Genomic DNA, 22,352 nt, shown 5'->3' on the forward strand with positions numbered 1-22,352 from the left:
CGCTCATGGTTCGTCCCTCGACTCCGCGCGGCCCATGGGCCGCGCTACGCTCGGGATGAGCGAGCGGGCCGAAGGCCCGCCGGAGTCGAAGGGTCGGGACGAGCGAGCGGGCCCGAAGGCCCGCGCGAGTCGAAGGGTCACGCGCAGAAGCGCGCGATGGCGTTCCCGAGGATGGTCACCGTGCGCTCGACCTGGTCGAGCGGCACGGACTCGCCGGTGCGGTGCGCCTCGCGGATGTCGCCGGGCCCGAACACGCAGGCCTCGGCGCCCATGCCGATGAGCTCGGGCAGCTCGGTGCCGAACGGAACGGTCGCCGCCGGATTGCCGCTCTCCGCCTCGAGGAAGCGGACGATCTCCGCGCCGGGCGGCGTCACCGCGGCCGCGTCGGTGCGGAGCGGGATCACCTTCACCGCGACCTTGCCGCCGCTCGCCGCCGCGAGCCGCGCGCAGGCGTCCTCGAGCAGGCGCAGCGCGCGCTTCGGGTCGTGCCCGGGGAGCGGCCGCCACTCGAACGTGAAGCGGCACTCGCCGGCGATGATGTTGCGGGCCTTGCCGCCGCGGATGACGCCCACGTTCCAGGTGGTGTACGGCGGCGAGAACGCCTGGTCGGTCTCGCGGGTCAGGTCCGCGCCGATGGCCTCGAGCTCCGGCCAGAGCCGGCCGACGTGGTGGATGGCGGAGGCGCCGACCTCGGGGTACGCGCTGTGCCCCTCGATCCCGCTCACCACCACCTCCACCGCGCAGTAGCCCTTGTGCGCGCGGATGGGCGTGAGCCGGGTGGGCTCGCCCACGATGGCGTGGGCGGGGTGGAGCGCGCCCTCGGCGAGCAGCTTCTTCGCGCCGAGGCAGCCGATCTCCTCGTCGGCGGTGAACACCAGCGTGAGCGGCAGCCGGCCGGGCGCGGCGGCGCGCGCCGCGGTGAGCGCGGCGGCGAGGAACGCCTTCGTGTCGGCGGAGCCGCGGCCGACGAGCCGCCCGTCCACGAGCTCGCCGGAGAGCGCCTCCTTCCACTCGGGGTCGAACGGCACGCAGTCGGTGTGCCCCACCAGCGCGAGCCCGCCCGGCACGTCGGGCCCGCGGCGGCAGACGAGGTTGCCCTTCTCGACGCCGGCCGCGTCGGTCCAGCGCTGGCGGCGGGTGGCGAACCCGGCGGCGTGCGCCTCGCGCTCGAGCAGGTCGAGCGCCGGCAGGTTCGTGCGGGCGGAGGTCGTGTCGAGCGCGACCAGGGACCGGAGCAGCGGGACGAGATCCATGCGGTCCCGAGCCTACGCGAGCCGGGGCCGCCGCGCCGCTTCTCTCTACGCGCCGCCCCACAGGGCGCGCATGGCCGCCCGGAAGTCCGCCAGCAGGTCCGCGCCGGTGGGCCGCCCTGGCGGCGCCCACCCGTCCTCGACCACCGGCTGCCCTGCCACGAACGTGCTCCGCACCGCGCCCGGCTGCGCGCCGAACACGAGCGAGGGCAGCAGCGCGTCCCGCTCGCCCCCGGCGATGGACGGGTCGTCCACGTCGAGGAGCACGAAGTCGGCCGGCTCCCCCACCGCGAGCCGCCCGCCCTCGAGCCCGAGCGACGCCATCCCGCCGGCCGTGGCGGCGTCGAAGAGCCGCGCCGCGAGCGCGCCCGGCGGCCCGTCCAGCACCGCCCGCTCGCCGCGCACCAGCCGGAGCTGCAGCTCCAGCGCCCGGGCCTCGCCGAGCGGGTCCGCCTCCGCGTGCGCGTCCACCCCGAGCGCCAGGCGCGCCCCCGCCGCCACCAGCCGGTCGGCCGGGACCACCCCGTCGCCCAGGTTGCGCTCGGTGAGCGGGCAGGCGCAGACGGTCGCGCCGGCGCGGCCGATCGCTGCGACGTCGGCGTCGTCGAGGTGGATGGCGTGCACGAGCGTGGTCCGGGCCTCGAGCGCGCCGGCGTCGGCGAGGAGCTGCACCGGGCTCCGGCCGTGCTCGGCCCGGCAGGCCGCCACCTCCGCCGGCTGCTCGGCGGCGTGCACGTGCAGCGGCAGGTCGCGCGCGCGCGCCGCGCCGGCGAGCGCCGAGAGCCACTCGGGCGGGCAGGCCCGGACGCTGTGCGGCGCGATGCCCACCCGGACGCCGTCGTCGTTGCGGAACTGGCGGGCCAGGTGCTCGAGCCGCTCCAGGAACACCTCCGGCGACGGCTCCACGAACCGGCGCTGGGCGGGATCCGGCTCGGTCCCCGCGCCGGCGCGCGCGTACGCGGCGCGGAGGAGCACGATGCGCAGCCCCACCGCGCGGGCGGCGCGGACCACCCGCAGCTCGAGCTCGCAGGGATCGGCGTAGGGCCGGCCGTCGGGGTCGAGGTGGAGGTAGTGGAACTCGCCGGCGCAGGTGACGCCGGCCCGGGCCAGCTCGAAGAACGCGAAGCGGGCCACCGCCTCGAGCCGGTCGGGGTCGAGGCGGCGCGCGGCCGCGTACATCGCCGAGCGCCAGCTCCAGAAGTCGCTCCGGCCGGCCTGGCCCCCGCGCGCCTCGGTGCGCCCGCGCAGCGCGCGCTGGAAGGAGTGGCCGTGGGCGGAGACGAAGCCGGGGACGAGGATCCGGCCGGGGAGCGGGACGCGCTCGAACCCGGGCAGCGGCGGCCCCACGGCGGCGACGACGCCGTCCTTGACCGAGAGCGCGGCCCCCTCGTGGAGGGAGCCGCCGGCGAGGAGGAGCTCGGGCTGGAACGCCTGCGCGGTGGTCACGGTCCCAGGGTTACCCCGCGGACGGCCGCGCCGCCAGCCCGCGCACGGGCGCCGGCCGGGTGGCCGTCGTTGCCCGGGCGGCCCCGCTGCCGGTATCGCCTCGCCGGCCCCCGGAGCGCTCCCGGCGCACCCGGAGCGCGGGGCGCGCCGCCGGTATATGATGCGCCGCGTGCCGCTGCCCTTCGTGAAGTATCACGGCCTCGGGAACGACTTCGTGGTGGTGGACGGGCCGCTCATGGACGCCGCGCGCGCCCGGCGGATCTGCGACCGCCGCCGCGGCGTGGGCGCCGACGGCGTGCTCACGGTCCTGCCGCCGCGCACCGCCGGCGCCGCCGCCACCATGCACATCTTCAACTCCGACGGCTCGGTGGCCGCGATGTGCGGGAACGGCATCCGCTGCGTGGCCCGGCACCTCGCCGACGCCCGCGGCCTCGACGGCGACCTCGTCCTCGACACCGACTCCGGCCCGAAGCGCTGCACCATCCACCGCGGCCCGGGCGGCGCGGTGGAGGCGGTCTCGGTGGAGATGGGCCCGGCGCGGCTCGAGGGCGAGCAGGAGTACCGCGTGGGCGGCGAGGCGCTCCGGGCGCTCCGCGTCTCGATGGGCAACCCGCACGCGGTGCTGTTCGACGCGCCGGAGCGGGCGCGCGCGCTCGCGGTCGGCCCCGAGCTCGAGCGGCTCGTGCCGGGCGGCGTCAACGTGGGCTTCGCCCGCCCCGGCCCGTCGGGCATCGACCTCGTGGTCTGGGAGCGCGGCGCCGGGCTCACCGACGCCTGCGGCACCGGGGCGTGCGCCGCGGCGGTGGCCTCGGTCTCGCGCGGCCTCGCCCGCGCCGGCGTGCCGGTGGAGGTCCGGCTGCCGGGCGGCGCGCTCGCCATCACCGTGGCCCCCGATCTCGTCGGCGTCACCATGCGCGGCCCGGCCGAGCGCGCCTTCACCGGCGAGACGGACCTCTAGATGGCGAACGGGCGGATCCTGGTCGTGGACGACGAGCGCTTCTTCCAGGAGCTGTTCCGCGACGTGCTGGCCGGCGCCGGGCACGCGGTCCGCACCTCGTCCTCGGCGGAGGAGGCGCTGGAGGTGCTCGCCGCCGAGCGCGTGGACCTGCTGCTCACCGACATGGTGATGCCGGGCCTGGACGGCCTGGGGCTCATCCGCGAGGCGCGGCGGCGCGACCCGGAGCTCGAGGTGGTCGCGGTCACCGGCCGCGAGGACGTGAAGCTCGCGGTCGAGTCGATGAAGGCCGGCTGCTCGGACTTCCTCACGAAGCCGCTCGAGCCCGGCGAGCTGCTCCGGGTGGCGGAGCGGGTGCTGGCGCGCGTGCGGCTCCGCCGCGAGCACAGCCAGCTCCTCACCGAGAACCTCGAGTTCGTGAAGGCCCAGGCGCTCTACCGCCAGGGCCTGCAGATCCTCGCCACGCTGGACGGCGAGCGGCTGGTGGACCTGGCGCTCTCGGTGCTGGCGCGCACCACCGACGCGCAGGGCGCGGCGCTGTGGGTGGCCGACGAGAAGGGGCAGCTCGCGCTGCGCGGCTACCGGGGCCTGGTGGACCGGGCGGCGCTGCCGGTCCGGGTGGACCCGCGCGACCCCGCGTTCGCCGACGCGCTGCGCGGCGGCGCGCCGTTCCAGGCGCCGGAGGGCTGGGGCGGCGAGGCGTTCCTGGTGCCGCTCGTGGCCGACGACGAGCCGCTCGGCCTGGCGCTGCTCTCCGACCGCGCCCGCGGGCGCTTCGGCCGCGACGAGCACGCGGCCGCGCTCATGGTGGCCGACTTCGCCGCCATCGCGGTGAAGAACGCGCGCCGCTTCCAGGCGGTGGAGCGGGTGGGGCTGCGCGACCGCGAGACCGGCGCGTACAACCTCTCCTACTTCGTGGACTACGCCGGCAAGGAGTTCTACAAGGCGCGCCGCTACGGCCGGGCGTTCTCGCTGGTGGTGCTCTCGGTGGACAACGTCGAGCAGCTCCGCAAGGAGGCGGGGCGCGAGCCGTTCCGGCGGCTGATGCGCGACCTGGTGGCCGCGGTGGGGCGCGCGGTCCGCGACGCCGACATCCTCGCGAAGGTCTCGGAGAGCGAGTACTACGTGCTGCTCCCCGAGACCGACTACTTCGGCGCGCTCATGTTCGTGCGCCGCGCCACCGAGGAGGTCCGGCGCGAGGCGTCGGTCCGGACCATGGAGGAGCGCGTGCCGGTGCTCCTCTCGATCGGCGCCGGCAGCTTCCCGAAGGACGGGGAGGACTTCGACGAGCTGCTGCACTGGGCGCGCGACCGCGTGCAGGACCAGCGCGGCTCGCTCCTGCGCCGCCTCCACCTCGGCGACCTCGAGCCGGGCGCGTTCTGGGAGCTGACCGACGTGCTGCTCTCCGGCTCGGCGCGCCTGCCGGACAGCTCGGCCAGCGCGCGGCTGCAGCCCGACCCCGAGCTGTTCGCGGCCGCGCAGCGCGAGGCGGCCCGCGAGATCGCGCGCGACCCGCGCGCCCGGGGCCTGCTCTACGTGGGCCTGCGCTCCGCGCTCGCCGCCTCGCCGGTCCGGGCGGCCCTGCCCGCCGGCGATCCGGCCGCGCGCGCCGGCGATCCCTCCGCCCGCGTCTACCTGCTCGGCCCGCGCGGCACCGACGTCGAGGCGGCGCCGCACCCGCTCGTCACCGAGGTGTACGTGGACGGCGACCAGCGCTTCGCCGGGCACGAGTTCCTGCTGTTCCTCTCCGAGCGCTCCGCCTACGCGCTGCTCTCCGGTCCGGATGGCCGGACGTTCCACACCTCCGACATGCCGCTGGTGGATGCGCTGGTCTCGAAGCTGCAGACCGCGTACGACCTCCAGCCGATCTAGGCGACCGCGCGAATGGCCACCGTCCGCAAGATCCTCGTCGCCGATCCCGACCCGGCCACCGTGCGCGCGCTGGCGCCGGTGCTCCGGCAGCGCGGCTACCAGGTGCACGCGGCCCGCGACGGCTCGCGCGCGCTCCAGGCGGCCATCCTCCGCTTCCCGGACCTCATCCTGCTCGACGAGGACTGCCCGCTGCTCGACGCGCGCAGCTTCGTCCGCATCCTGCGCACCAACCCGCGCACCGAGCGCATCCCGGTGGTGATCACCGGCGCCTCGTCCGACCCGGACCGCTCGCGGCTCGGGCTCTACCTGCGCAAGCCCTTCAACCTGGACGAGGTGCTGGCGCGGGTGGAGCAGGTGTTCCGCCGCGCCGAGGCCTCCCGGGCGGTCTCCGGCGACGGCCGCGAGATCGAGGGCAACCTGGCGCAGATCCCGCTCGTGGACCTGCTGCAGATCCTCTCGGTGAACAAGAAGTCCGGCACGCTCACGGTCGAGCGCGAGGGCGATCGCGCCTCCATCGCGCTCGCCGAGGGGAGGGTGGTGGACGCGGCCATGGGCGCGGTGGTCGGCGAGAAGGCGCTGTTCCGCCTGCTCACCCACCGGGAAGGCCAGTTCGCGTTCCTCCCGGGCCTGCCGCCCGCGGCCCAGCGGATCGACCGGCGCGTCGAGGAGCTGGTGCTCGAGGGTCTCCGCCAGGCCGACGAGGTGGCGCGGCTGCTCCCGGAGCTGCCCGCGCCCGAGGACGGCGTCGAGCTGGCGGTCCACCCCAGCGAGATCCCGGCCGGCCTGCACCCGGTCACCGAGGAGGTGCTGGGGCTGCTGCAGTCCGGCGCCGCGCGCCCGTTCCAGGAGCTGCTCGACCGCTGCCGCGCCACCGACCTCGAGGCGATGCGCGCGGTGGGCGCGCTGCTCGAGCACGGCTACGCGCGCCGGCGCGAGGCGCTCGCCCCGGAGCCGCGCGGCCAGCTCCTCGCGCCGCACGAGCTGCACGCGCTCCGCGCCCGCATCGCCCGCGGCCGCTCCTCGGGGCCGCAGACCGTCGGCAAGGTCGTCGTGGCCGGCGGCGGCCCGCTCGCGCGCCGCGCCGCGCTCTCGCGCTTCCAGGCGGTCCCGGGCTTCCGGCCCGAGCCGGAGCCGCCCGCCGGCGGCTTCGGGACGGTGGGGCGCGTCACGCTGGCCGACGGCGTGCGGGTGGACCTCGCCGAGCTGCCCGGCGATCGCGCGCTCATGCCGCTGTGGCGGCCGTTCGCGGCGGGCGCGGTGGGCGCGCTGGTGCTCCTGCCCGCCGACGGGATCGACCCGCTGCTCGAGGAGCTGGTGAAGGTGCAGCGGCTGCCGGTGGTGGTGTGCGGGCCCTCGGAGGCGCGCGTGCCGGAGGTGCTGCGCGAGGCGCCGGGCGGCTTCGCGTTCGAGGGCAGCGACGCGGCCGAGGGGCTGCGCGCGCTCCTCGCGGGCGCTGGCGCGCGCGGGCCGCTCGTGTAGAACCGGCGCATGCGCATCCCGATCTGGCAGGTGGACGCGTTCGTCACCGACGGCGTCTTCACCGGCAACCCCGCCGCGGTCTGTCCCCTCGACGCCTGGCTGCCCGACGCCACGCTGCTCGCCATCGCGGCCGAGAACGCGCTCTCCGAGACCGCGTTCCTGGTCGCCGAGGGCGAGGGCTGGCACCTGCGCTGGTTCACGCCCGAGGTCGAGGTCGAGCTGTGCGGGCACGCCACGCTCGCCTCGGCGCACGTGGTGTTCGAGCACCTGGCCCGCGGGCGCGACGCGATCGCGTTCCGCACGCAGGCCGGCACGCTCACCGTCACCCGCGACGCCGCGGGCCGGATCGCGCTGTCGCTGCCCCGCCGGCCGCCCGCGCCGGCCGACGCGCCGCCCGCGCTCGTGCGGGCGCTCGGCGGCCGCGCGCCGGAGGCGACGCTGCTCGGCCGCGACTACCTGGCCGTGCTCGCGACGGAGCAGGAGGTCCGCGAGCTCCGGCCGGACCTCGCCGCGGTGTCGGAGCTGCCCGGCCACGGCATCGTCGTCACCGCGCCCGCGAGCACGCCCGGGGTGGACTTCGTCTCGCGCTACTTCGCCCCGCAGGTCGGGATCCCCGAGGACCCGGTCACCGGCTCGGCGCACTGCACGCTGGTGCCCTACTGGGCAGATCGGCTCGGCCGGCGGACGCTGGAGGCGCTGCAGGTGTCCCGCCGCGGGGGCCGGCTCTCCTGCGAGGACCAGCCGGACGCGGGCAAGGTCCGCCTCGCCGGCCGCGCGGCCGAGTTCCTGTCCGGCTCCATCGAGGCCTGACCGCGCTCCGCGGCCGACGGCCGGCGCCTACCCCGGCTCCAGCTCGGCCGCCGCGAGCGCCGCCCGCGCGACCGGGCTGGTGAGCAGCAGCCGGTACTCGGCGCGCGTCAGCCAGGCGGTGCGGGCGCCGCGCTTGCCGCGCAGCGTGAGCCGCACCCGCTCGGCGTCGCGCGCCACGGTGGCGGTCGCGCCGTCGGAGAGGTCGTGCTCGAGGGAGCGGAGGTGCCGGTGGATGCGCAGCGCGCGCTTCCCCTCGGGGGAGGAGAGCGCGAGGAAGTAGCGGTTCCGGCTGAAGCCCGGGTCCTCGCGGAGGCGCTCGACGGCGCGGATGACGAAGTCCGCCATGAGCCGTCGAGCCTAGCATGAAGCCGGCCCGCCGGACGCACCCCGGTCGCACCCTTCGGCGTGGTGTCCGACGCGGTGGTCGAGCCCTGCGCGAGCGGCTAGGCGGGCCTGCGCTCGCCGCCCTGGCGGCGCCGCAGGTGCTCGCGCGCGAACGCCCCGAGCGCCACGTCGTGGATCCCGACGTGGCCGTCGATCCAGCTCGCCACCGCGCGCTCCACGTCGTGCACCAGCACCGCCGTCGGGCCGTTCGCGTCGTGGCGGCGCGTGAGCTCGCGGACGGTGGCGAGGAACGCCTCGTGCTCGCGCAGGTGCCGCTCGCGATCCGGGTAGCCGATCGCGAGCATCAGCGTCTCCTCGGCCGCCAGGTGCCGGACCGCATGCTCGCGGAGGTACTCGATCATGCGCGAGACCTCCGCGCGCTCGCCCGAGAGGATCGCGTCGTGCAGCCGATCCATCCGCGTGAACATCTCCTCGTGCTCGGCGTCCAGCTCGGGGACGCCGATCGACAGCACGCTCGTCCAGTGCAGCGCCATGGCCAGGCCCCCCGAGCCACGTCCACGGTAAGGTCGTACGGCACCCCGCGGTAGGGCTCGGCTGATCCGCGTCAAGGCGGGCGGGCCGCCCGCCCCGCCCGGACGTCACGTTCGGTGAACGTGCCCGCCGGACGCGGGAGCTGCCGCACCCGCGCCGCCTAGCGCGGCAGGGCGTCGGTGCCGTGGACCACGCGCTCGACCGCCGCGCGCTCGCGGCGCCGCGACGGGCCGACCACCACCGCCACCAGGTTGCGGCGGCGGAACGTCTCGCGCGACACGCGCAGCAGGTCCGCGGCGGTCACCTGCTCGACGCGCCGGCAGCGCTCCTCGAAGCCCTCCGGCGCCGACAGGACCTCGCCGGCGCCGTACCAGCCGGCCAGGTCGGCGGCGGAGTCGAGCGAGAAGGCGAGCGTCATGCGGTGGCGCCGCTGGACCCGGAGCAGCTCCTCCTCCGGCACCGGGCGCTCGGCCAGTCCCCCCAGGACGCGCAGCACCTCCTCGATGACCCGCGGCAGCTTGGCCGGCGCGCACGCGCCGTCGATCACGGTCATGCCGGCGTCGGCGAAGGTGTCGATGCCGGCGTGCAGCGAGTAGGCGAGGCCGCGCCGCTCCACGATCTCGAACGGCAGGCGCGAGGAGAGCCCGTCGTCGAGGATCCGGCGCAGGCACATGTGGGCCGGGTAGTCGGGGTGGCGCTCGGGCGGGCAGGGGAAGGAGAGCGAGAACTCCGCCTGCGCGTCGTCGTGCTCCACCATCTCGAGCCGCGGCCCCTCGGGCCAGCCCGGCGCCGGGAGGTCCACGCTGAGCTGCCCGCGCGGGAGCCGGCCCAGGTGCCGCTCGGCGAGGTCGGCCACCTGGTCCGGGCGCACCGGCCCGGCCACCGCCAGCACCAGGTTCGCCCCGGTGTAGAAGCGCTCGAGGTGGGCGCGCACGTCGCGCGGCCGGAGCCGCCGCACGATGTCCTGCGTGCCGGCGATCTTGAAGCCGAGCGGGTGCCGGCCGAAGACGATCTTCTTCGAGAGGTTGTCCGGGTCGATGTCGCGGCCGGACGCGTCCACCTCGTCGAGGATCTCCTCGAGGATGACCTCGCGCTCGACGTCCATCTCCTTGAGGAGCGGCCGCCGGATCAGGTCGCCGAGCACGGCCAGCCCGGTGCCCACCTCCTCCGGGTGGATGGGCGTGTAGTAGCAGCCGTGGTCGCGCGCGGTGATCCCGTTCAGGCTCCCGCCGGCGGCCTCCACCTCGGCGTTCATCGCGACGGTGTCGGGGTAGCCCACCGAGCCGCGGAAGAACAGGTGCTCGAGGAAGTGCGAGACGCCGTTGCGCGCCTCGGTCTCGTGGCGCGAGCCGGCGCGCACGTAGAGCGCGATCATCGCCGAGTGGAGCCCGGGCGCCTGGGCGGTGAGCACGCGCAGGCCGTTCGGCAGCACGGTCCGGTGGACCTCGCCCCAGTCCTCCTGCGCGCGGCGCACCCGCGCCGCCACCCGCGCGCGCGGCAGCGCCACGCGGAAGGCGCCGCCCCGCTTCTCGGGCGCGTCCTTGCGCCGCTTCACCCGCACCTGCCGACTCGACCGCCTCATGTGGCTGCACCCACCTCGTGTTCCACCCTGTCCTCGATCGCCGGGAAGCGGAGGGTGAACACCGTTCCCCGGCCCACGGTGCTCTCGCACCGGATGGTCCCGCCGTGCTCCTCGACGACCTGCTGGGTGAACGCGAGCCCCAGGCCGGTGCCGCGTTCCTTCGTGGAGTAGAACGGCTCGAAGATGCGCGTCAGGTCACCTGGGGGGATCCCCCCCCCGGTGTCCCCCAGCTCGACCTCCACGCCCGCGCCGGAGTCCACCCGGCGGGTGACCACGCGGACGGTCCCGCCCCCGGGCATCGCCTCCCGGCTGTTCCGCAGCAGGTTCAGGAACACCGCGCGGAGCTGCCCCTCGTCGCAGCGCACCCCGGGCAGGCCCGGCGCGAGCGCGCGGTGCACGTCCACGCGCGCCGCGGCGAGCTCGGGGCCGAGGAAGTCGAGCAGGCCGCCCAGGATCTCGTTGAGGTCGTGGCGCTCGAGCTGCGGGCGCGGGAGGCGCGCGAAGCGGAGGTACTCCTCGGTCACGGCGTTCAGCCGGTCCACCTCGCGCGAGATCGCGGACACCAGCCCGGTCGCCTCGGCCGGCGGCGCCGGCAGCGCGGCGATCTCCTCGGCGAGCAGCTCGGCGTTCAGGCCGATGGCGTTCAGCGGGTTCCGGATCTCGTGCGTGATCTGCGCCGAGATGCGGCCGACCGCGGCCAGCCGCTCCGCCCGGAGCAGCTCGGCGCGCTGCCGGTCGAGCGAGGCGGCCATGGCGTTGAACTCGTGCGCCAGCACCGAGATCTCGTCCCGGCCGCGCGCCTCCACCTTGCGGGTGAGATCGCCGGCCGCGACCGCCTTCACGCCCTCGGTCAAGGTCTGGATGGGCGCGAGCAGGCGCTGGGAGATGGCGGCCGCGCCCACGCCCACCGCCAGCGCGAGCAGCGAGTAGATCACCGTCAGCGCCACGGTGTTCCCCTCGGTCCGCTCGGCGTCGTGCACGCGGTCGGCGATCTGCGTCTCGAGCGCGACCTGCAGCAGCTTCACGTCCAGGCTGAGCCCCTTCTCCAGCTGCCGCACGGCCGCCACGCGGGCGTCGAACGCCGCCGCGCCCGGGCCCATCCCCGCCCCGGCCTCCAGCGCGTCGAGCAGGGCGCGCGCCTCGCGGTCGTAGTCGGCCCAGCGCGCGGCGAGGCCGTCGAGCCGGGCGAGCACGTCGCCGAGGAAGCGGGCGTCGTCGCCCGAGGCGTCGATCCGCGCGCCAGCGGCCACGCGCTTGCCCTCCTCGATCTTCTCGCGGACCAGCGCGGGGAAGTGCGCCCTCGCCACGGGGAGGTAGGCCCGGCGGGCGGCGGGGTCGAGCACCCGCGCCTCCAGCGCCCGGGCGGTGACCCAGTCCTTGACGTCGAGTTGCGCCGCGATCCGGGTGAGCGGGATGTAGCCGGAGGACAGCGTGCGCAGGTCGCGCCGCAGGTCGTGGAGGCGCGCCACGCCGAACCCCGCCACCGCGGCGAACGCCGCGAGGGCGACCGCGAAGGTGAGGAAGATCTTGGTGGCGACGCGTCGCATGGGGGGAGCCGGCGATCCTACCGTGCCCGGCCCGGCGGCGGGCGGGAACGTTCCTAACGGGCGCCGGCCGGAAGCGCCGTGCCGGGCGCCCGCTCGCATGGCCGTGGTGCTTCCCAGGCGCGAGGACCTGGAGTAGTGAAGGAGTCCCACATCGGAGCCTTCACCCCATGACCGGCCTCGCCCTCGTCGTCGCCCTCGTCGGCATCGCCATCGCCGTGCTCTCCTACCGCAGCGCCAGCGCCGCCAGGGCCGCGCTGGCCGCGCGCACCGCGGAGGACGTGAAGCGCGGGGAGGAGCTGGAGGCCGCCCGCAAGGCGGAGCGCGCCGCCCGCGCCGAGGCGAAGGAGCGCCGCGACGAGGCCACCGCCGTGAAGGCGGAGCTGGAGCGCAGCAAGAAGAAGGCGTTCGAGCAGCAGGAGGCGGCGAAGAAGGCCGGCGGCGCCCAGGCGCTCCGCGTCGAGCTCGACAAGCTCGCCGCCCGGCTCGCCGAGGCCCGCGCAGAGGCCGAGCACCAGACCACCCGCGCGCGCGCGCTGGAGAAGGAGCTCGAGAAGGCCGCCGCCGCGGTGAAGCGGCTGGAGGCCCGGCCGGCCGTGGCCGCCGCGCCCGCGCCCGCGCCGGTCGCGCCCGTGCCGCAGGCCGCCGCCCCCGCCGCGCCGGCCGTGGACGACGGCCGCCTCGCCGCGGAGAAGGACCGGGCCGACAAGGCGGAGGCGAAGCTGGCCGAGGCGCGCAAGCGGGTCGCCGACCTGGAGAAGGACGTGAAGAACGTCCGCGGCCGGCTCGAGACCGAGAAGCGCGTCTACATCGTCCAGAAGAGCGAGCTCGAGCTCGCCGGCGACCGGTACGCCGAGCTGCGCCGCCGCCACGAGGCGCTGCGCAAGGATCACGACGAGCTGGTCGAGGCCGTGCGCCAGGCCGCCCGCGAGGAGCGGCGCCTCACGCAGCAGGAGGCCGCCCGCGCCGAGGCGGCGACCCCGCCCGCCGCGCCGGAGGGCGAGGGCGAGGGCGACGCCGGCGGGTCGAGCGCGGCCTGACGCGCGTCGAGCGGGCTCCGCCCGCCCCTCGACAGGCTCGGGGCGAGCGGAGCTCCGGGCGTCCGCTCACCCTGAGCGGATCCGCCTGAACCTACGCTCACCCTGAGCGTAGGCCGCGCCGCAGGCGCGGCCGGAGTCGAAGGGCCAGCGCCCCCCCGCCTCACTCCGCGTTGGCGAGGACCTTGTACAGGGGCGCGAGGTCGCGGAACACGCCGAGGAGGTCGCCGAGCGCGATGCTCCGCGCCTCCTCCTGGCTCCACGCGATCCCGAGGTCGAGGCCCGGGCCGCCGGGCGCGAGCGCCTCGCCCATCTCCAGCCAGAACGCGGCCGAGTGAGCCGGGGCGAGCTCGGGCAGCTCCTCGTGGTTCCACTCCAGGAACTCCCGGAGCTTCCGGAACGGCTTCCCCTTGCGCGCCAGGTTGGCGGCCTCGCGCTCGAGCGCGCGCTGCATGCCGGCCCGCCGGGGCGAGTCGCCCCGCACGCCCACGCGGGCGTGCAGGTGCTCGCGGGTCATCACCACCGCGAGGAAGGCGAGCCCGCGGTAGCCCTTCGGGCTGTCGGAGAAGGCGACCAGCACCTCCTCGGGCGCGGCGTTGCGGCGGCGCGGCAGCTTCCCGGGGTGGACGAACAGCTCCTTGCCCGCGACCCGCGCGAGGCCGGAGTTGCACTGGACGCCGAGGGCGAGGAGCTTCGGCTGGAGCTCCTCGTCGAGGGCCCGGGCGCGCTCGTCGGGATCGCCGAGCTCGAACAGCGCGAAGTCGGGTGGACCGAGTCCCAGCCCTGCCATCAGCACGCTCCCGCGCTCCCGGGGGAACTGCCAGCTTAGCACATTGACTGGCCGGGCGGGCTCTGCGACGTTCACGCGCGATGCAGAAGGATCAGCGGCTCCTCGATCTCGCGGCGCTCCTCCTCAAGGCCGCCGAGCCGGTCTCCTGGCGCGAGATCCAGGAGCAGTTCCCCGAGGACTACGGCGGCAAGGGCGAGGCCGCCATCCGCAAGTTCGAGCGCGACAAGGCCGACCTGCTCGAGCTCGGGATCCCGGTGCGCTACGCGAGCGGCGACGAGGATCTCCCCGCCGGCTACCTCATCGATCGGGACGAGTTCTACCTGCCGGATCTGAAGCTCCCGCCCGAGGACCTGGCGCTCCTCTACCTGGCCGGCTCGGCCGCGCTCGCCACCGGCGCGTTTCCCTACGCCCGCGATCTCGCGCACGCGCTCAACAAGCTGTCGTTCGCGGCGCGCGCGCCCGGCGCCTCGGAGGCGGCCGCGGTCGCGGCGCGCCGGCTGGGCGAGGGCGACGGCGGCGCGCCCAGGGTGGCGCCCACCGTCGAGGAGCTGTCCCGCGCCATCGCGCTGAAGAAGCGCGTGCGCCTCGCCTACCTCGGCGCCGAGCGCCGCGAGCGGACCGAGCGCGAGGTGGACCCGTACGGCCTGTTCCAGCGCGGCGGCGCCTGGTTCCTGGTCGGCTGGTGCCACCTGCGCCGCGACCTGCGCACCTTCCACGTGTCGCGGATCGAGTCGCTGACGGTGAACGCGTCGGCGCCCCGCACGCCGGACTTCAAGCCGCTCCAGGAGTTCTCGCTCGCCGATCACGCGACCCGCGAGGCCTGGGAGTACGCCGTGCACGCGCCGGTGCGGTGCAAGGCGCGGCTCGAGCCGCCGGTCTCGGCGGAGGTGCTCGCCTCGTTCGGCCCGCGCGCCCGCGTGCGGGAGGACGGCGGGGCCACGCTGGTGGAGGTGGACGCGACCAACGGCGAGGGGTTCCTGCGCCACGTGCTCGCGCTCGGCGACCGCGCCGAGCTCCTCGCGCCGAAGGCGCTGCGCGAGCGGGCCCGGGCGGTCCTCGACCGGCTGGCGGAGGAGCTCGCGTGAGCGCCGCCGGATCGAAGCGCCGTCCCGCCGGGGCGCGGGCGAAGGTCTCCTCGAAGGCGCCGGCCAGGGCGAAGCCGGGCGCGAAGCCGGCCGCGAAGCCGGTCCGCGGTCCCGCTCGCGCACCGTCCCGCGCCGCCGCCGGCGCGCCCGCCGCGCCGAAGAAGGCCGACCCGCGCGACCGCCTCCGCCGCGTGCTGTTCCTGGTGCCGTACGCGGTCCGCCACCCCGGCATCCCGGTGCGCGACCTGGCGCGGCGCTGCGGCTGCACCGAGAAGGAGCTGCTCGAGGACCTCGACTTCCTGCTCGAGGTGGGCTCGCCCCCGTTCGCGCCGGACGACTTCCTCGACCTGTACGTCGAGGGCGACCGCGTCTACGTGGCGCTGCACCAGAGCTTCTCGCGCCCGCCGCGGTTCACCGAGAGCGAGGCCGCCGCGCTCGCCGCGGCCGCGGCGGCGCTGGGCGGCGAGGGGCGCGAGCGCGCGGTGAAGGCGCTCCGCGACTCGGTCCCGCGCGACCGGCGCGCCAGCTTCGACGAGCTGGTGGAGCGCATCTACGCCGGCGCCCCGCCGGCGCGCGACTCGGTGCTGGGCCGGCTCCAGCGCGCCATCGCCGAGCGGCGCGCGGTGCGCCTCGCCTACCACTCCGCGTCGCGCGACGCCGAGACCGACCGGACCGTGCGCCCGTACACGCTCGCGCAGCGCTTCGGCCACTGGTACCTGTACGGCCACGACGCCGAGCGCGGGAAGGCGCTCGCCTTCCGCCTGGACCGGATCCGCGAGTGCACGCTGCTCCCGGACCGCTTCGAGCCGCCCACCGAGGCCGAGCTGGCCAGGGCCCGGCTGTTCTCCGAGGCGGCCGGCGAGCCGGTGCGGATCCGGCTCGGCGCGGAAGCGGCCCCGTGGGCGCTCTCGCGCCCCGGCATCTCGCTGGTGGAGCGGACGCCGGGCGGCGGGGCGGTGGTGGAGGTGGCCGGCGCCGGGAACGACTGGGCCACGCGGTTCGCGCTCTCGCTGGGCGGCGGGGCCGAGGTGGTCGCGCCGGCCGCCGCGCGGCGGGCGTTCGCCGAGACGGTCCGACGCACGCTGGCGCGGTACGCCTGACGCGCGGTGCGAGCTGAACGCACCGTACGGGGTGGGGCGACCGTCCCGGGAACGAATGACCCAGGGTCGCCCGACAGCGGGAGATCCTCCCGAAAATCGTGGGCCGGCGCCCGGCACGCGGGACGCATCGCGCCGGCGGCAGGGGGTTGGAGGCGCCGTGGCGCAGGTTCTCATCGTGGACGACACCGACATCGTGCGCCGGGCCATCGAGCTGGCGCTCCGCCGGATGGGCCACGCCGCGGTCTCGACCTGCGACGCCGGCGAGGCGCTGGCCCTCGCGCGGCGGAACCCGCCCGACCTCGCGCTGCTCGACTTCCGCATGCCGGGCATGGACGGCGCGACGCTGTTCCAGGAGCTGCGCGCCGCGCTGGGCGAGCGGTGCCCGCGGGTGCTGTTCGTGTCGGCGTCGCCGCCCGACGAGGTGGCGCGCGAGGTGGAGCGGATCGCGCCGGCGGCCGGGTACGTCCGGAAGCCGTTCCACCTCGACGACCTGGTCCGCGCCGTCGGCGAGGCGCTGCAGCCCGACGGGCCGCCGCGCCGCGCGCTGGCGGAAGGGTCGCCGTAGGCGGCGGCCGCGCTACCGCTTCCGCATCCAGTCCAGGTAGAGCGCGGCGAGCGCCGCGACGTCCTGATCGCCGCGGCCGCCCTCGGTCGCGGCCGCCATCAGCGTGCGCACGGCCTCGCTGACGGGGACGCGGGCGCCGAGCTCGGCCGCCGCCTCCTGCGCGAGGCGCTGGTCCTTCTCGGCGAGCGCGATGCGGAAGCGCGGCGCCCAGTCCTGCTTCTGCACCAGCTCGCCCTTCACGAGGTAGAGCGGCGAGTGGAAGGCGGACGCCTGGAGCACCTCGACCAGGCGCGACGGCTCGACGCCGCCGGCGGAGGCGAGCGCCAGCGCCTCGCCGAACGCGGTCATCATCGCGCCGCCGATCGCGTTCACGCACAGCTTCATCAGCGCGGCCTGCGCCGGGTCGTCGAGCTCGAACAGCCGGGCCGAGATCGCGTGCAGCGCCGGGCGCAGCCGCTCGCGCGCCGCCGCCGGGCCGCCCGCCACCAGCACCACCTGCGCCTGCTCCGCCGCGGTCCTGGAGCCGAGGATCGGGCAGGCGACGAAGCGCGCGCCGCGCTCCGCCACGCGGGCGGCGACTGCGCGGGCGCAGGCGACGCCGGCGGTGGTGAGGTCCACCAGCACGTCCCCCTCGCGCAGGCCGGCGAGCGCGCCGTCGGGGCCGTCGAGGACCGCGTCGAGCGCGCGCTCGTCGGAGACGCAGGTGAAGACCGCGTCCCTGCCGCTCGCGCACTCGCGCGGCGTGGCGGCGCGCTTCCCGCCCCTGGACACGATGTGCTCCGCCCGGGCCGGCGTGCGGTTCCAGACCGTGAGATCGTGGCCAGCCCGGCGGAGGTTGTTGGCGATGGGCTCGCCCATCGTCCCGAGGCCGATGAAGCCGATCCGCAAACGCATGCGACGTTTCTAGACCAATCAAACCGCCCCGGCCAGCGCGGCGGAGCGCCGCGCGGACGGCCCCCCGGACGTGCGCGCGGCGGGCGAAAAGCCCTCTGGCGCGTCGCGGCATTCTCTGCGAGGCTTCCTCGTCCTCTCGGCGGGGACGTCACGCACCGGAAGGTCCATCGACATGGCAGACGTCATCGTGGTCGGCGCGGGCATCAGCGGGCTCGCGTTCGCCTGGAAGGCGGGGCAGGCGGGCAGGCAGGTGCTGGTGCTGGAGCGCGACCGGCGCGTCGGAGGATGCCTCCACTCGGAGCGGCGCCCCGACGGCTTCTGGTTCGAGATGGGCGCGCACACCGTCTACAACAGCTACGGCGCGTTCCTCGACATCGCGGTGGGCGGCGGCGTCGCCGGCAAGATCGTCCAGCGCGGCCCCGCGCGCGGCAGCTTCGGGCTGCTCCGCGACGGCACCTATCGCTGGCTCACCCCACCCAAGGTGCTGCTCCAGCTCAACTGGCTCGAGGCCGCGGTGCACTTCCCGGCCGGGATGTTCCGCAAGAAGGAGGGCGAGACCGTCTACTCGTACTACTCGCGGCTGCTCGGCCGCGGGAACTACGACCGCGTCATCTCCCCGTTCTTCGCCGCGGTGCCCTCGCAGAAGGCCGACGGGTTCCCGCTGGAGGGCGCGGGCTCGCTGTTCAAGAAGCGTCCGCGCCGGGAGGAGTTCGTCCGCAGCTTCGGCTTCGACGGTGGCCTGCAGCTCGTGGCCGACGCCGCGGCGCGCTCGAAGGGCGTGACCGTCGAGACCGGCGTCGAGGTCCGCCGCGTGGCGCGCACCGCCGGCGGGTTCGCGGTGACCACCGCCGACGGGCGGACGCTGGAGGCGCCGCTGGTGGCGGTGGCGGCCCCGCCCGACGCGGCGGCGGCCATGCTCGAGGACGACTTCCACGAGCTCGCCACCGGGATCCGCCGGGTGGGCACGGTCCGGGTGGACAGCATGGGCGTGGTGCTGCCGCGGGCCGAGTGCTGGATGCCGGAGTGCGCGTTCCTCGTGCCGGTGGACGACCTGTTCTTCTCGTGCGTGACGCGCGACCCGTTCCCGGATCCGAGGATGCGCGCGTTCGCGTTCCACTTCCGCGACGGCGTCTCGCGCGAGCAGCGGCTGAAGCGGATGAGCGAGGTGCTGCGCGTGCCGGTGGAGCGCCTCGGGACGCCGGTGGAGCGGCGGACCACGCTGCCGTCGCCCGCGCTCGGGCACGCGGGCATCGTGGCGGAGCTGGACCGCTGCCTCGCCGGCGGGAAGCTCGCCGTCACCGGCAACTACTTCGCCGGCCTCGCCATCGAGGACTGCGTGCTCCGCTCCAACGACGAGTGGAAGCGGGTGGGCTGATCAGCGCCGCGCGCCGTCCAGCGGCGTCGGGTCGAGCACCAGGCCGAACAGCCACGCGTCGAGCCGCTCCTCGAAGCGAATGTTGAGGTAGTCGTACCCGAGGTGGCGCCGCACGAAGAGGCCCATCACCATGCCCTTCGGGTTGCGGGGCAGGATGGCGACCTCCGCCGACAGGTCGCCGAACGGGCCGCGCGCGGCGCCCAGGTGCACGTTGCCGGAGAGCGTGGCCCGCACGCTGCTGTCCAGGTGGACGGTGCCGAAGAGCGGCAGCCGCCGCGTGCGCCCGCGCAGCACCAGCGCCTCCCACTCGGCCAGGTACCGGGCGTTCACCGGCCCGAAGCGGCGGCGCATGCCCTGCGGCATGCACGCGCCCAGGGCGCAGGCGACCTCGTACTCGAGGCCGCCGCCGACCGTGACCGCGGAGGTGAACGCGCCGGGCTGATCGCCGGTGCGTAGCAGGCGCAGGTAGGCGCCGCCGGCGACGTAGTTCGTGGTGAAGCTCCCGTCGTCGAGGTTGAGCGCGGTGGAGGGCGGGTCGGTGGCGGCGGCGCACTCCCAGTCTCCGTCGCCGGGGCGGCGCACGTGCTCGTCGAGCGAGCACCCGCGCTGCCCGTTGGAGCGGTGGCCGCCGCCCAGCTCCAGCACCGCCATCCGCATCCAGGGCCGGGGGGCCGAGGGCGCCGGGCGCGCGCCGGCCGGATCGAGCCGGAAGAGCTGCAGCTTCGCGCGCGGCTCGTAGGTCGGCGTGCGCACCGGCGCCGAGTCGCCGCGCGACACCCGCAGCGTGGCCAGGAACGAGGCGGAGAGCGCGCTCGCCCAGCCGCCGTGGTCGAAGACCTCCGGGTCGTCGAGCCCGTTGTGCAGCAGGACGTGGAAGGCGGGCGCCGCCTCGAAGGACTGGCCGCTCGCGGTGGACGCGCCCACGTAGCTGCGCTCGAGCAGCATGGTGGGCTCGTCGGAGCGGGGCATGTGGGCGACGCAGCCGGTGCTCCCGGCGAGCAGCGCGGCTGCGAGGACGAGGGGGGGGCGGCGCATGCCGGCACAAGCTACGACGGGTGCGCGCGGCGCGAAAGCGGGAGTTGGGGCCGCGCGTGCGAGGCGTGGGTCAGTGGGTCCGGTCGCCGCCCTCGCCGGCCAGCGCGGAGGGGGTGCCGAGCAGCTCGGCGAGCCGCGCCGCGAGCCGCCGCGGGCGCAGCTCGCCGGCGGGCGCGACGAAGATGGTGTCGTCGCCGGCGATGGTGCCGAGCACCTCCGGCGGCTGGGCGAGGTCGATGGCGCGCGCGATGGCGGGCGCGCTGCCGGGGTGGGTGCGGATGACGACCATCGAGGCGTTCGCCGCGATGCTGCTCACCAGCCCGCGCAGCGCGGCCAGGCCGCCGTCGGCGCCGTCGGCGCCGTCGGCGCCCAGCTCGTACACCGCGCCCTCCGGCCCGGAGACGCGCCGCGCGCCCAGCCGGGCCAGGTCGCGCGAGAGGGTCGCCTGGGTGGCGCGGAAGCCGGCCCGCTCCAGCGCGGCGAGCAGCTCCTCCTGCGTCCCGATGCGGCGGGCGCGGATGATGCGGGCGACGGCGTCGCGGCGGCGGTCGGCGGAGGTCATGCGGTGACGAGCGAGCCCACCCCGCGGTCGGTGAAGAGCTCGGCGATGACGGTGTGCGGCTGCCGGCCGTCGAGGACGTGGACCCGGCCCACCCCGCCGCGCAGCGCGGTCTGGATGGCCCAGGCCTTCCACTTCATGCCGCCGGTGATGGCGCCCGCCTGGATGCGGCGGTCGAGGTCGGCGAGCGTGAGCTGGCGGACGAGCTGCCCGTCCGGCGCCGACTCCAGCACCCCGGGGACGTCGGTCAGGTAGATGAGCTTCGGCGCGCCGAGCGCCACCGCGATGGCCGCGGCCACGTCGTCGGCGTTGATGGACAGGCCGGTGCCCTCCTCGGTGAGGCCGATGGGCGAGATCACCGGGACGTAGCCGCCGTCCAGGAACATGCGGAGGAACTTCGTGTTCACCTCCACCACCTCGCCCACGTAGCCGAGGTCGCGGCCGGACTCGTGCACCGCCTTGCGGGCGCGCAGCAGCTGCCCGTCCTTGCCGGAGAGGCCCACCGCCCCGGCGCTGCGCGCGTTGAGCAGCGCCACCAGCTCCTGGTTCACCTTGCCGGTGAGCACCATCTCCACGACGGGCAGGCTCTGCGCGTCGGTGATGCGCATGCCGTCCACGAACTCGCTCCGCTCCCCGAGCTTCTCGAGCGTGCGGGTGATCTCCGGCGCGCCGCCGTGCACCACCACCGGCTTCAGCCCGACCTTCTTCAGCAGCGTCACGTCCTCGGCGAACGCCGCCTTCAGGCTGTCCTTCACCATGGCGGCGCCGCCGTACTTGATGACCGCCACCTGCCCGGAGAACGCGGCGATGTACTTCAGGGCCTCGGCCAGCAGCGTCCGCTTGAACGCCGGGCTGTAGTTGGAGACGCGGTCGTCCTTGCCGACGCCGCCGTCGGGCCGCTGCACGATGAGCGAGGTGTAGTCGGCGTTGATCTTCACGTAGTCGTAGGAGAGGTCGCAGCCCCAGGCGACCGCGCGCGCCGCGCCGTCGGCGAGCTCGACGAGCACGTCGATGCGGCTGTCGCGCATGCGCGTGCGGAGCATCTCGCGGTCGAGCTCCACCGGCGCGCCGCCCTCGAACACCGTCACGCCCTGCAGCACCACCCGCGCCCGGTACGGGTCGATGGGGTAGCTCATGGCGCCGGCGCGCGCGCCCACCGTGGCGAGCACGCGGCCCCAGTTCGGATCGGCGCCGAACAGGGCCGCCTTCACGAGCGGCGACGAGGCGACGGCGCGGGCGCAGTCGCGCGCCGCCTCGTCGGACGGGGCGCCGGACACCACCACCTCGACGAGCTTGGTGGCGCCCTCGCCGTCGGCGGCCATGGCGCGGGCCATCTCCTCCAGCAGGTCGGAGAGCGCCGTCTCCAGCCGGTCCAGGTCCGGCCCCGGGTCGGAGATGCGCGGGTTGCCGGCCAGGCCGTTCGCGAGCGCGTAGACCGTGTCGTTGGTGGACATCTCGCCGTCCACCGTCACCATCTCCAGGGTGCGGTGCACCGCGCGGGCGAGCGCGTCCTGCAGCGCGCGCGGGGTCACCGCCGCGTCGGTGACCAGCAGGCAGATGGTGGTCGCGAGCTGCGGCGCGAGCATGCCCGAGCCCTTGCAGATCGCGGTCACGATGGCGGTCTTCCCGCCCAGCGTCACCTCGCGCGCGGCCATCTTCGGCCGCGTGTCGGTGGTCATGATCGCCTCGGCGGCGAGGTCCGGGTGGTCGCCGAGCTGATCGACGAGCGCCGGCATCGCGGTGACCACCTTCATGGCCGGCAGGCGCGCGCCGATGACCCCGGTGGACGCGGTGAGCACCGCGCGCTTCTGGATCCCGAGCGCGTCGGCGACCGCGCTGCGGATCACGGTGACGTCGTCGAGGCCGGCCGGGCCGGTGAGCGCGTTCGCGTTGCCGGAGTTCACCACGATGGCGCGGATGCCCTCGGCGGGCACGCGGGTGCGCGCGTCGAGCACCGGCGCGGCGGCGGCCTTGTTGATGGTGAACAGGCCGGCCGCGGCGGCCGGGTGGTCGGAGACGACGAGCGCGAGATCGCGGCGCTGCGGCTTCAGCCCGCACGCCACGCCGCCGAACCGGAAGCCCTTCGGGATCCTCACCG

At 76.0% G+C, this 22,352-nt stretch carries 20 protein-coding genes; 9 read left to right on the plus strand and 11 right to left on the minus strand.

The annotated features are described in order from the left end of the window. Nucleotides 1-137: 137 nt before the first annotated feature. Nucleotides 138-1,253 (minus strand): acetylornithine deacetylase, encoded by a 1,116-nt coding sequence (argE, locus tag ADEH_RS02920; protein WP_011419627.1) that lies wholly within the window; start codon nucleotides 1,251-1,253, stop codon nucleotides 138-140. Nucleotides 1,254-1,298: 45 nt separating this feature from the next. Further along, the gene (locus ADEH_RS02925; protein WP_011419628.1) at nucleotides 1,299-2,696 is read right to left on the minus strand and encodes a formimidoylglutamate deiminase; all 1,398 of its coding nucleotides are present in this window, start codon (nucleotides 2,694-2,696) and stop codon (nucleotides 1,299-1,301) included. Between the two features lie 160 nt (nucleotides 2,697-2,856). Between ADEH_RS02925 and dapF the strand changes: the two genes are divergently transcribed. The 4 genes from dapF to ADEH_RS02945 are packed head-to-tail and all read left to right on the plus strand — an operon-like array spanning nucleotide 2,857 to nucleotide 7,812. Further along, on the plus strand, nucleotides 2,857-3,654 hold the full coding sequence (dapF, locus tag ADEH_RS02930) for a diaminopimelate epimerase (RefSeq protein WP_232287417.1): 798 nt from the start codon (nucleotides 2,857-2,859) through the stop codon (nucleotides 3,652-3,654). Then, entirely contained in the window at nucleotides 3,655-5,523 is a 1,869-nt protein-coding gene (locus tag ADEH_RS02935; RefSeq protein WP_011419630.1) for a GGDEF domain-containing response regulator, read from the plus strand. It abuts the gene before it with no gap. Nucleotides 5,524-5,535: 12 nt separating this feature from the next. Further along, nucleotides 5,536-7,002 carry a DUF4388 domain-containing protein gene (locus ADEH_RS02940; RefSeq protein WP_011419631.1) on the plus strand — a complete coding sequence of 489 codons (1,467 nt, stop codon included), beginning with the start codon at nucleotides 5,536-5,538 and terminating at the stop codon, nucleotides 7,000-7,002. A gap of 9 nt (nucleotides 7,003-7,011) precedes the next feature. Further along, nucleotides 7,012-7,812, plus strand: a complete 801-nt coding sequence (locus tag ADEH_RS02945) for a PhzF family phenazine biosynthesis protein (protein WP_011419632.1) — start codon at nucleotides 7,012-7,014, stop codon at nucleotides 7,810-7,812. Nucleotides 7,813-7,839: 27 nt separating this feature from the next. Here ADEH_RS02945 and ADEH_RS02950 read toward each other — a convergent pair whose 3' ends face one another. From ADEH_RS02950 to ADEH_RS02965, 4 genes are all read right to left on the minus strand, one after another. After that, nucleotides 7,840-8,157: a hypothetical protein gene (locus tag ADEH_RS02950; protein WP_011419633.1), complete on the minus strand. Its 318-nt coding sequence runs from the start codon at nucleotides 8,155-8,157 to the stop codon at nucleotides 7,840-7,842. Nucleotides 8,158-8,255: 98 nt separating this feature from the next. Continuing rightward, the gene (locus ADEH_RS02955) at nucleotides 8,256-8,690 is read right to left on the minus strand and encodes a bacteriohemerythrin (RefSeq protein ID WP_011419634.1); all 435 of its coding nucleotides are present in this window, start codon (nucleotides 8,688-8,690) and stop codon (nucleotides 8,256-8,258) included. A gap of 158 nt (nucleotides 8,691-8,848) precedes the next feature. Then, nucleotides 8,849-10,270 carry a M16 family metallopeptidase gene (locus tag ADEH_RS02960; RefSeq protein WP_011419635.1) on the minus strand — a complete coding sequence of 474 codons (1,422 nt, stop codon included), beginning with the start codon at nucleotides 10,268-10,270 and terminating at the stop codon, nucleotides 8,849-8,851. Continuing rightward, nucleotides 10,267-11,817 carry a sensor histidine kinase gene (locus tag ADEH_RS02965; protein ID WP_011419636.1) on the minus strand — a complete coding sequence of 517 codons (1,551 nt, stop codon included), beginning with the start codon at nucleotides 11,815-11,817 and terminating at the stop codon, nucleotides 10,267-10,269. The genes ADEH_RS02960 and ADEH_RS02965 overlap by 4 nt, the downstream gene beginning before the upstream one ends. A 167-nt stretch (nucleotides 11,818-11,984) precedes the next feature. On the opposite strand from ADEH_RS02965, the gene ADEH_RS02970 reads away from it, so the two are divergent. Beyond that, nucleotides 11,985-12,854, plus strand: a complete 870-nt coding sequence (locus ADEH_RS02970) for a hypothetical protein (protein WP_011419637.1) — start codon at nucleotides 11,985-11,987, stop codon at nucleotides 12,852-12,854. Nucleotides 12,855-13,014: 160 nt separating this feature from the next. On the opposite strand, the gene ADEH_RS02975 is transcribed toward ADEH_RS02970, so the two are convergent. Further along, nucleotides 13,015-13,641: a DUF1054 family protein gene (locus ADEH_RS02975; RefSeq protein ID WP_011419638.1), complete on the minus strand. Its 627-nt coding sequence runs from the start codon at nucleotides 13,639-13,641 to the stop codon at nucleotides 13,015-13,017. A gap of 80 nt (nucleotides 13,642-13,721) precedes the next feature. On the opposite strand from ADEH_RS02975, the gene ADEH_RS02980 reads away from it, so the two are divergent. The 3 genes from ADEH_RS02980 to ADEH_RS02990 all read left to right on the plus strand — a co-directional run bounded on the left by ADEH_RS02980 (nucleotide 13,722) and on the right by ADEH_RS02990 (nucleotide 16,391). Continuing rightward, nucleotides 13,722-14,726, plus strand: coding sequence for a helix-turn-helix transcriptional regulator (locus ADEH_RS02980; RefSeq protein WP_011419639.1), 1,005 nt, complete (start codon nucleotides 13,722-13,724; stop codon nucleotides 14,724-14,726). Beyond that, on the plus strand, nucleotides 14,723-15,826 hold the full coding sequence (locus ADEH_RS02985; protein ID WP_011419640.1) for a helix-turn-helix transcriptional regulator: 1,104 nt from the start codon (nucleotides 14,723-14,725) through the stop codon (nucleotides 15,824-15,826). Before ADEH_RS02980 ends, ADEH_RS02985 begins: the two co-directional genes overlap by 4 nt. A 157-nt stretch (nucleotides 15,827-15,983) precedes the next feature. Beyond that, nucleotides 15,984-16,391 (plus strand): response regulator, encoded by a 408-nt coding sequence (locus tag ADEH_RS02990; RefSeq protein ID WP_041453294.1) that lies wholly within the window; start codon nucleotides 15,984-15,986, stop codon nucleotides 16,389-16,391. Between the two features lie 12 nt (nucleotides 16,392-16,403). Here the strand turns inward: ADEH_RS02990 and ADEH_RS02995 are convergent, their stop codons facing one another. Next, nucleotides 16,404-17,285, minus strand: a complete 882-nt coding sequence (locus ADEH_RS02995) for an NAD(P)-dependent oxidoreductase (protein WP_011419642.1) — start codon at nucleotides 17,283-17,285, stop codon at nucleotides 16,404-16,406. A 172-nt stretch (nucleotides 17,286-17,457) separates the two neighbouring features. Between ADEH_RS02995 and ADEH_RS03000 the strand changes: the two genes are divergently transcribed. Next, a complete protein-coding gene (locus ADEH_RS03000) occupies nucleotides 17,458-18,660 on the plus strand; it encodes a protoporphyrinogen/coproporphyrinogen oxidase (protein WP_011419643.1) in 1,203 nt (400 codons plus the stop codon). Here ADEH_RS03000 and ADEH_RS03005 read toward each other — a convergent pair whose 3' ends face one another. The 3 genes from ADEH_RS03005 to argJ all read right to left on the minus strand — a co-directional run bounded on the left by ADEH_RS03005 (nucleotide 18,661) and on the right by argJ (nucleotide 22,350). Next, nucleotides 18,661-19,695, minus strand: coding sequence for a hypothetical protein (locus ADEH_RS03005; protein ID WP_011419644.1), 1,035 nt, complete (start codon nucleotides 19,693-19,695; stop codon nucleotides 18,661-18,663). A 70-nt stretch (nucleotides 19,696-19,765) separates the two neighbouring features. Next, complete coding sequence (locus ADEH_RS03010; protein WP_011419645.1) at nucleotides 19,766-20,257, minus strand: arginine repressor; 492 nt, start codon at nucleotides 20,255-20,257, stop codon at nucleotides 19,766-19,768. Then, the gene (gene argJ, locus ADEH_RS03015; RefSeq protein ID WP_011419646.1) at nucleotides 20,254-22,350 is read right to left on the minus strand and encodes a bifunctional glutamate N-acetyltransferase/amino-acid acetyltransferase ArgJ; all 2,097 of its coding nucleotides are present in this window, start codon (nucleotides 22,348-22,350) and stop codon (nucleotides 20,254-20,256) included. Before argJ ends, ADEH_RS03010 begins: the two co-directional genes overlap by 4 nt. Between the last annotated feature and the right edge of the window lie 2 nt (nucleotides 22,351-22,352).

The organism is Anaeromyxobacter dehalogenans 2CP-C, assembly GCF_000013385.1.
In the GTDB taxonomy this organism is placed as follows: domain Bacteria; phylum Myxococcota; class Myxococcia; order Myxococcales; family Anaeromyxobacteraceae; genus Anaeromyxobacter; species Anaeromyxobacter dehalogenans_B.

Bases quoted from the DNA above. Each gene is read 5' to 3' on its own strand.
- ADEH_RS02975 (WP_011419638.1), bottom strand. From the start codon at position 13,641: ATGGCAGGGCTGGGACTCGGTCCACCCGACTTCGCGCTGTTCGAGCTC.
- ADEH_RS03005 (WP_011419644.1), bottom strand. From the start codon at position 19,695: ATGCGCCGCCCCCCCCTCGTCCTCGCAGCCGCGCTGCTCGCCGGGAGC.
- ADEH_RS03010 (WP_011419645.1), bottom strand. From the start codon at position 20,257: ATGACCTCCGCCGACCGCCGCCGCGACGCCGTCGCCCGCATCATCCGC.
- dapF (WP_232287417.1), top strand. From the start codon at position 2,857: ATGCGCCGCGTGCCGCTGCCCTTCGTGAAGTATCACGGCCTCGGGAAC.
- ADEH_RS02980 (WP_011419639.1), top strand. From the start codon at position 13,722: ATGCAGAAGGATCAGCGGCTCCTCGATCTCGCGGCGCTCCTCCTCAAG.
- ADEH_RS02945 (WP_011419632.1), top strand. From the start codon at position 7,012: ATGCGCATCCCGATCTGGCAGGTGGACGCGTTCGTCACCGACGGCGTC.
- ADEH_RS03000 (WP_011419643.1), top strand. From the start codon at position 17,458: ATGGCAGACGTCATCGTGGTCGGCGCGGGCATCAGCGGGCTCGCGTTC.
- ADEH_RS02995 (WP_011419642.1), bottom strand. From the start codon at position 17,285: ATGCGTTTGCGGATCGGCTTCATCGGCCTCGGGACGATGGGCGAGCCC.
- ADEH_RS02950 (WP_011419633.1), bottom strand. From the start codon at position 8,157: ATGGCGGACTTCGTCATCCGCGCCGTCGAGCGCCTCCGCGAGGACCCG.
- ADEH_RS02965 (WP_011419636.1), bottom strand. From the start codon at position 11,817: ATGCGACGCGTCGCCACCAAGATCTTCCTCACCTTCGCGGTCGCCCTC.
- ADEH_RS02970 (WP_011419637.1), top strand. From the start codon at position 11,985: ATGACCGGCCTCGCCCTCGTCGTCGCCCTCGTCGGCATCGCCATCGCC.
- ADEH_RS02940 (WP_011419631.1), top strand. From the start codon at position 5,536: ATGGCCACCGTCCGCAAGATCCTCGTCGCCGATCCCGACCCGGCCACC.
- argE (WP_011419627.1), bottom strand. From the start codon at position 1,253: ATGGATCTCGTCCCGCTGCTCCGGTCCCTGGTCGCGCTCGACACGACC.
- ADEH_RS02955 (WP_011419634.1), bottom strand. From the start codon at position 8,690: ATGGCGCTGCACTGGACGAGCGTGCTGTCGATCGGCGTCCCCGAGCTG.
- ADEH_RS02960 (WP_011419635.1), bottom strand. From the start codon at position 10,270: ATGAGGCGGTCGAGTCGGCAGGTGCGGGTGAAGCGGCGCAAGGACGCG.
- ADEH_RS02935 (WP_011419630.1), top strand. From the start codon at position 3,655: ATGGCGAACGGGCGGATCCTGGTCGTGGACGACGAGCGCTTCTTCCAG.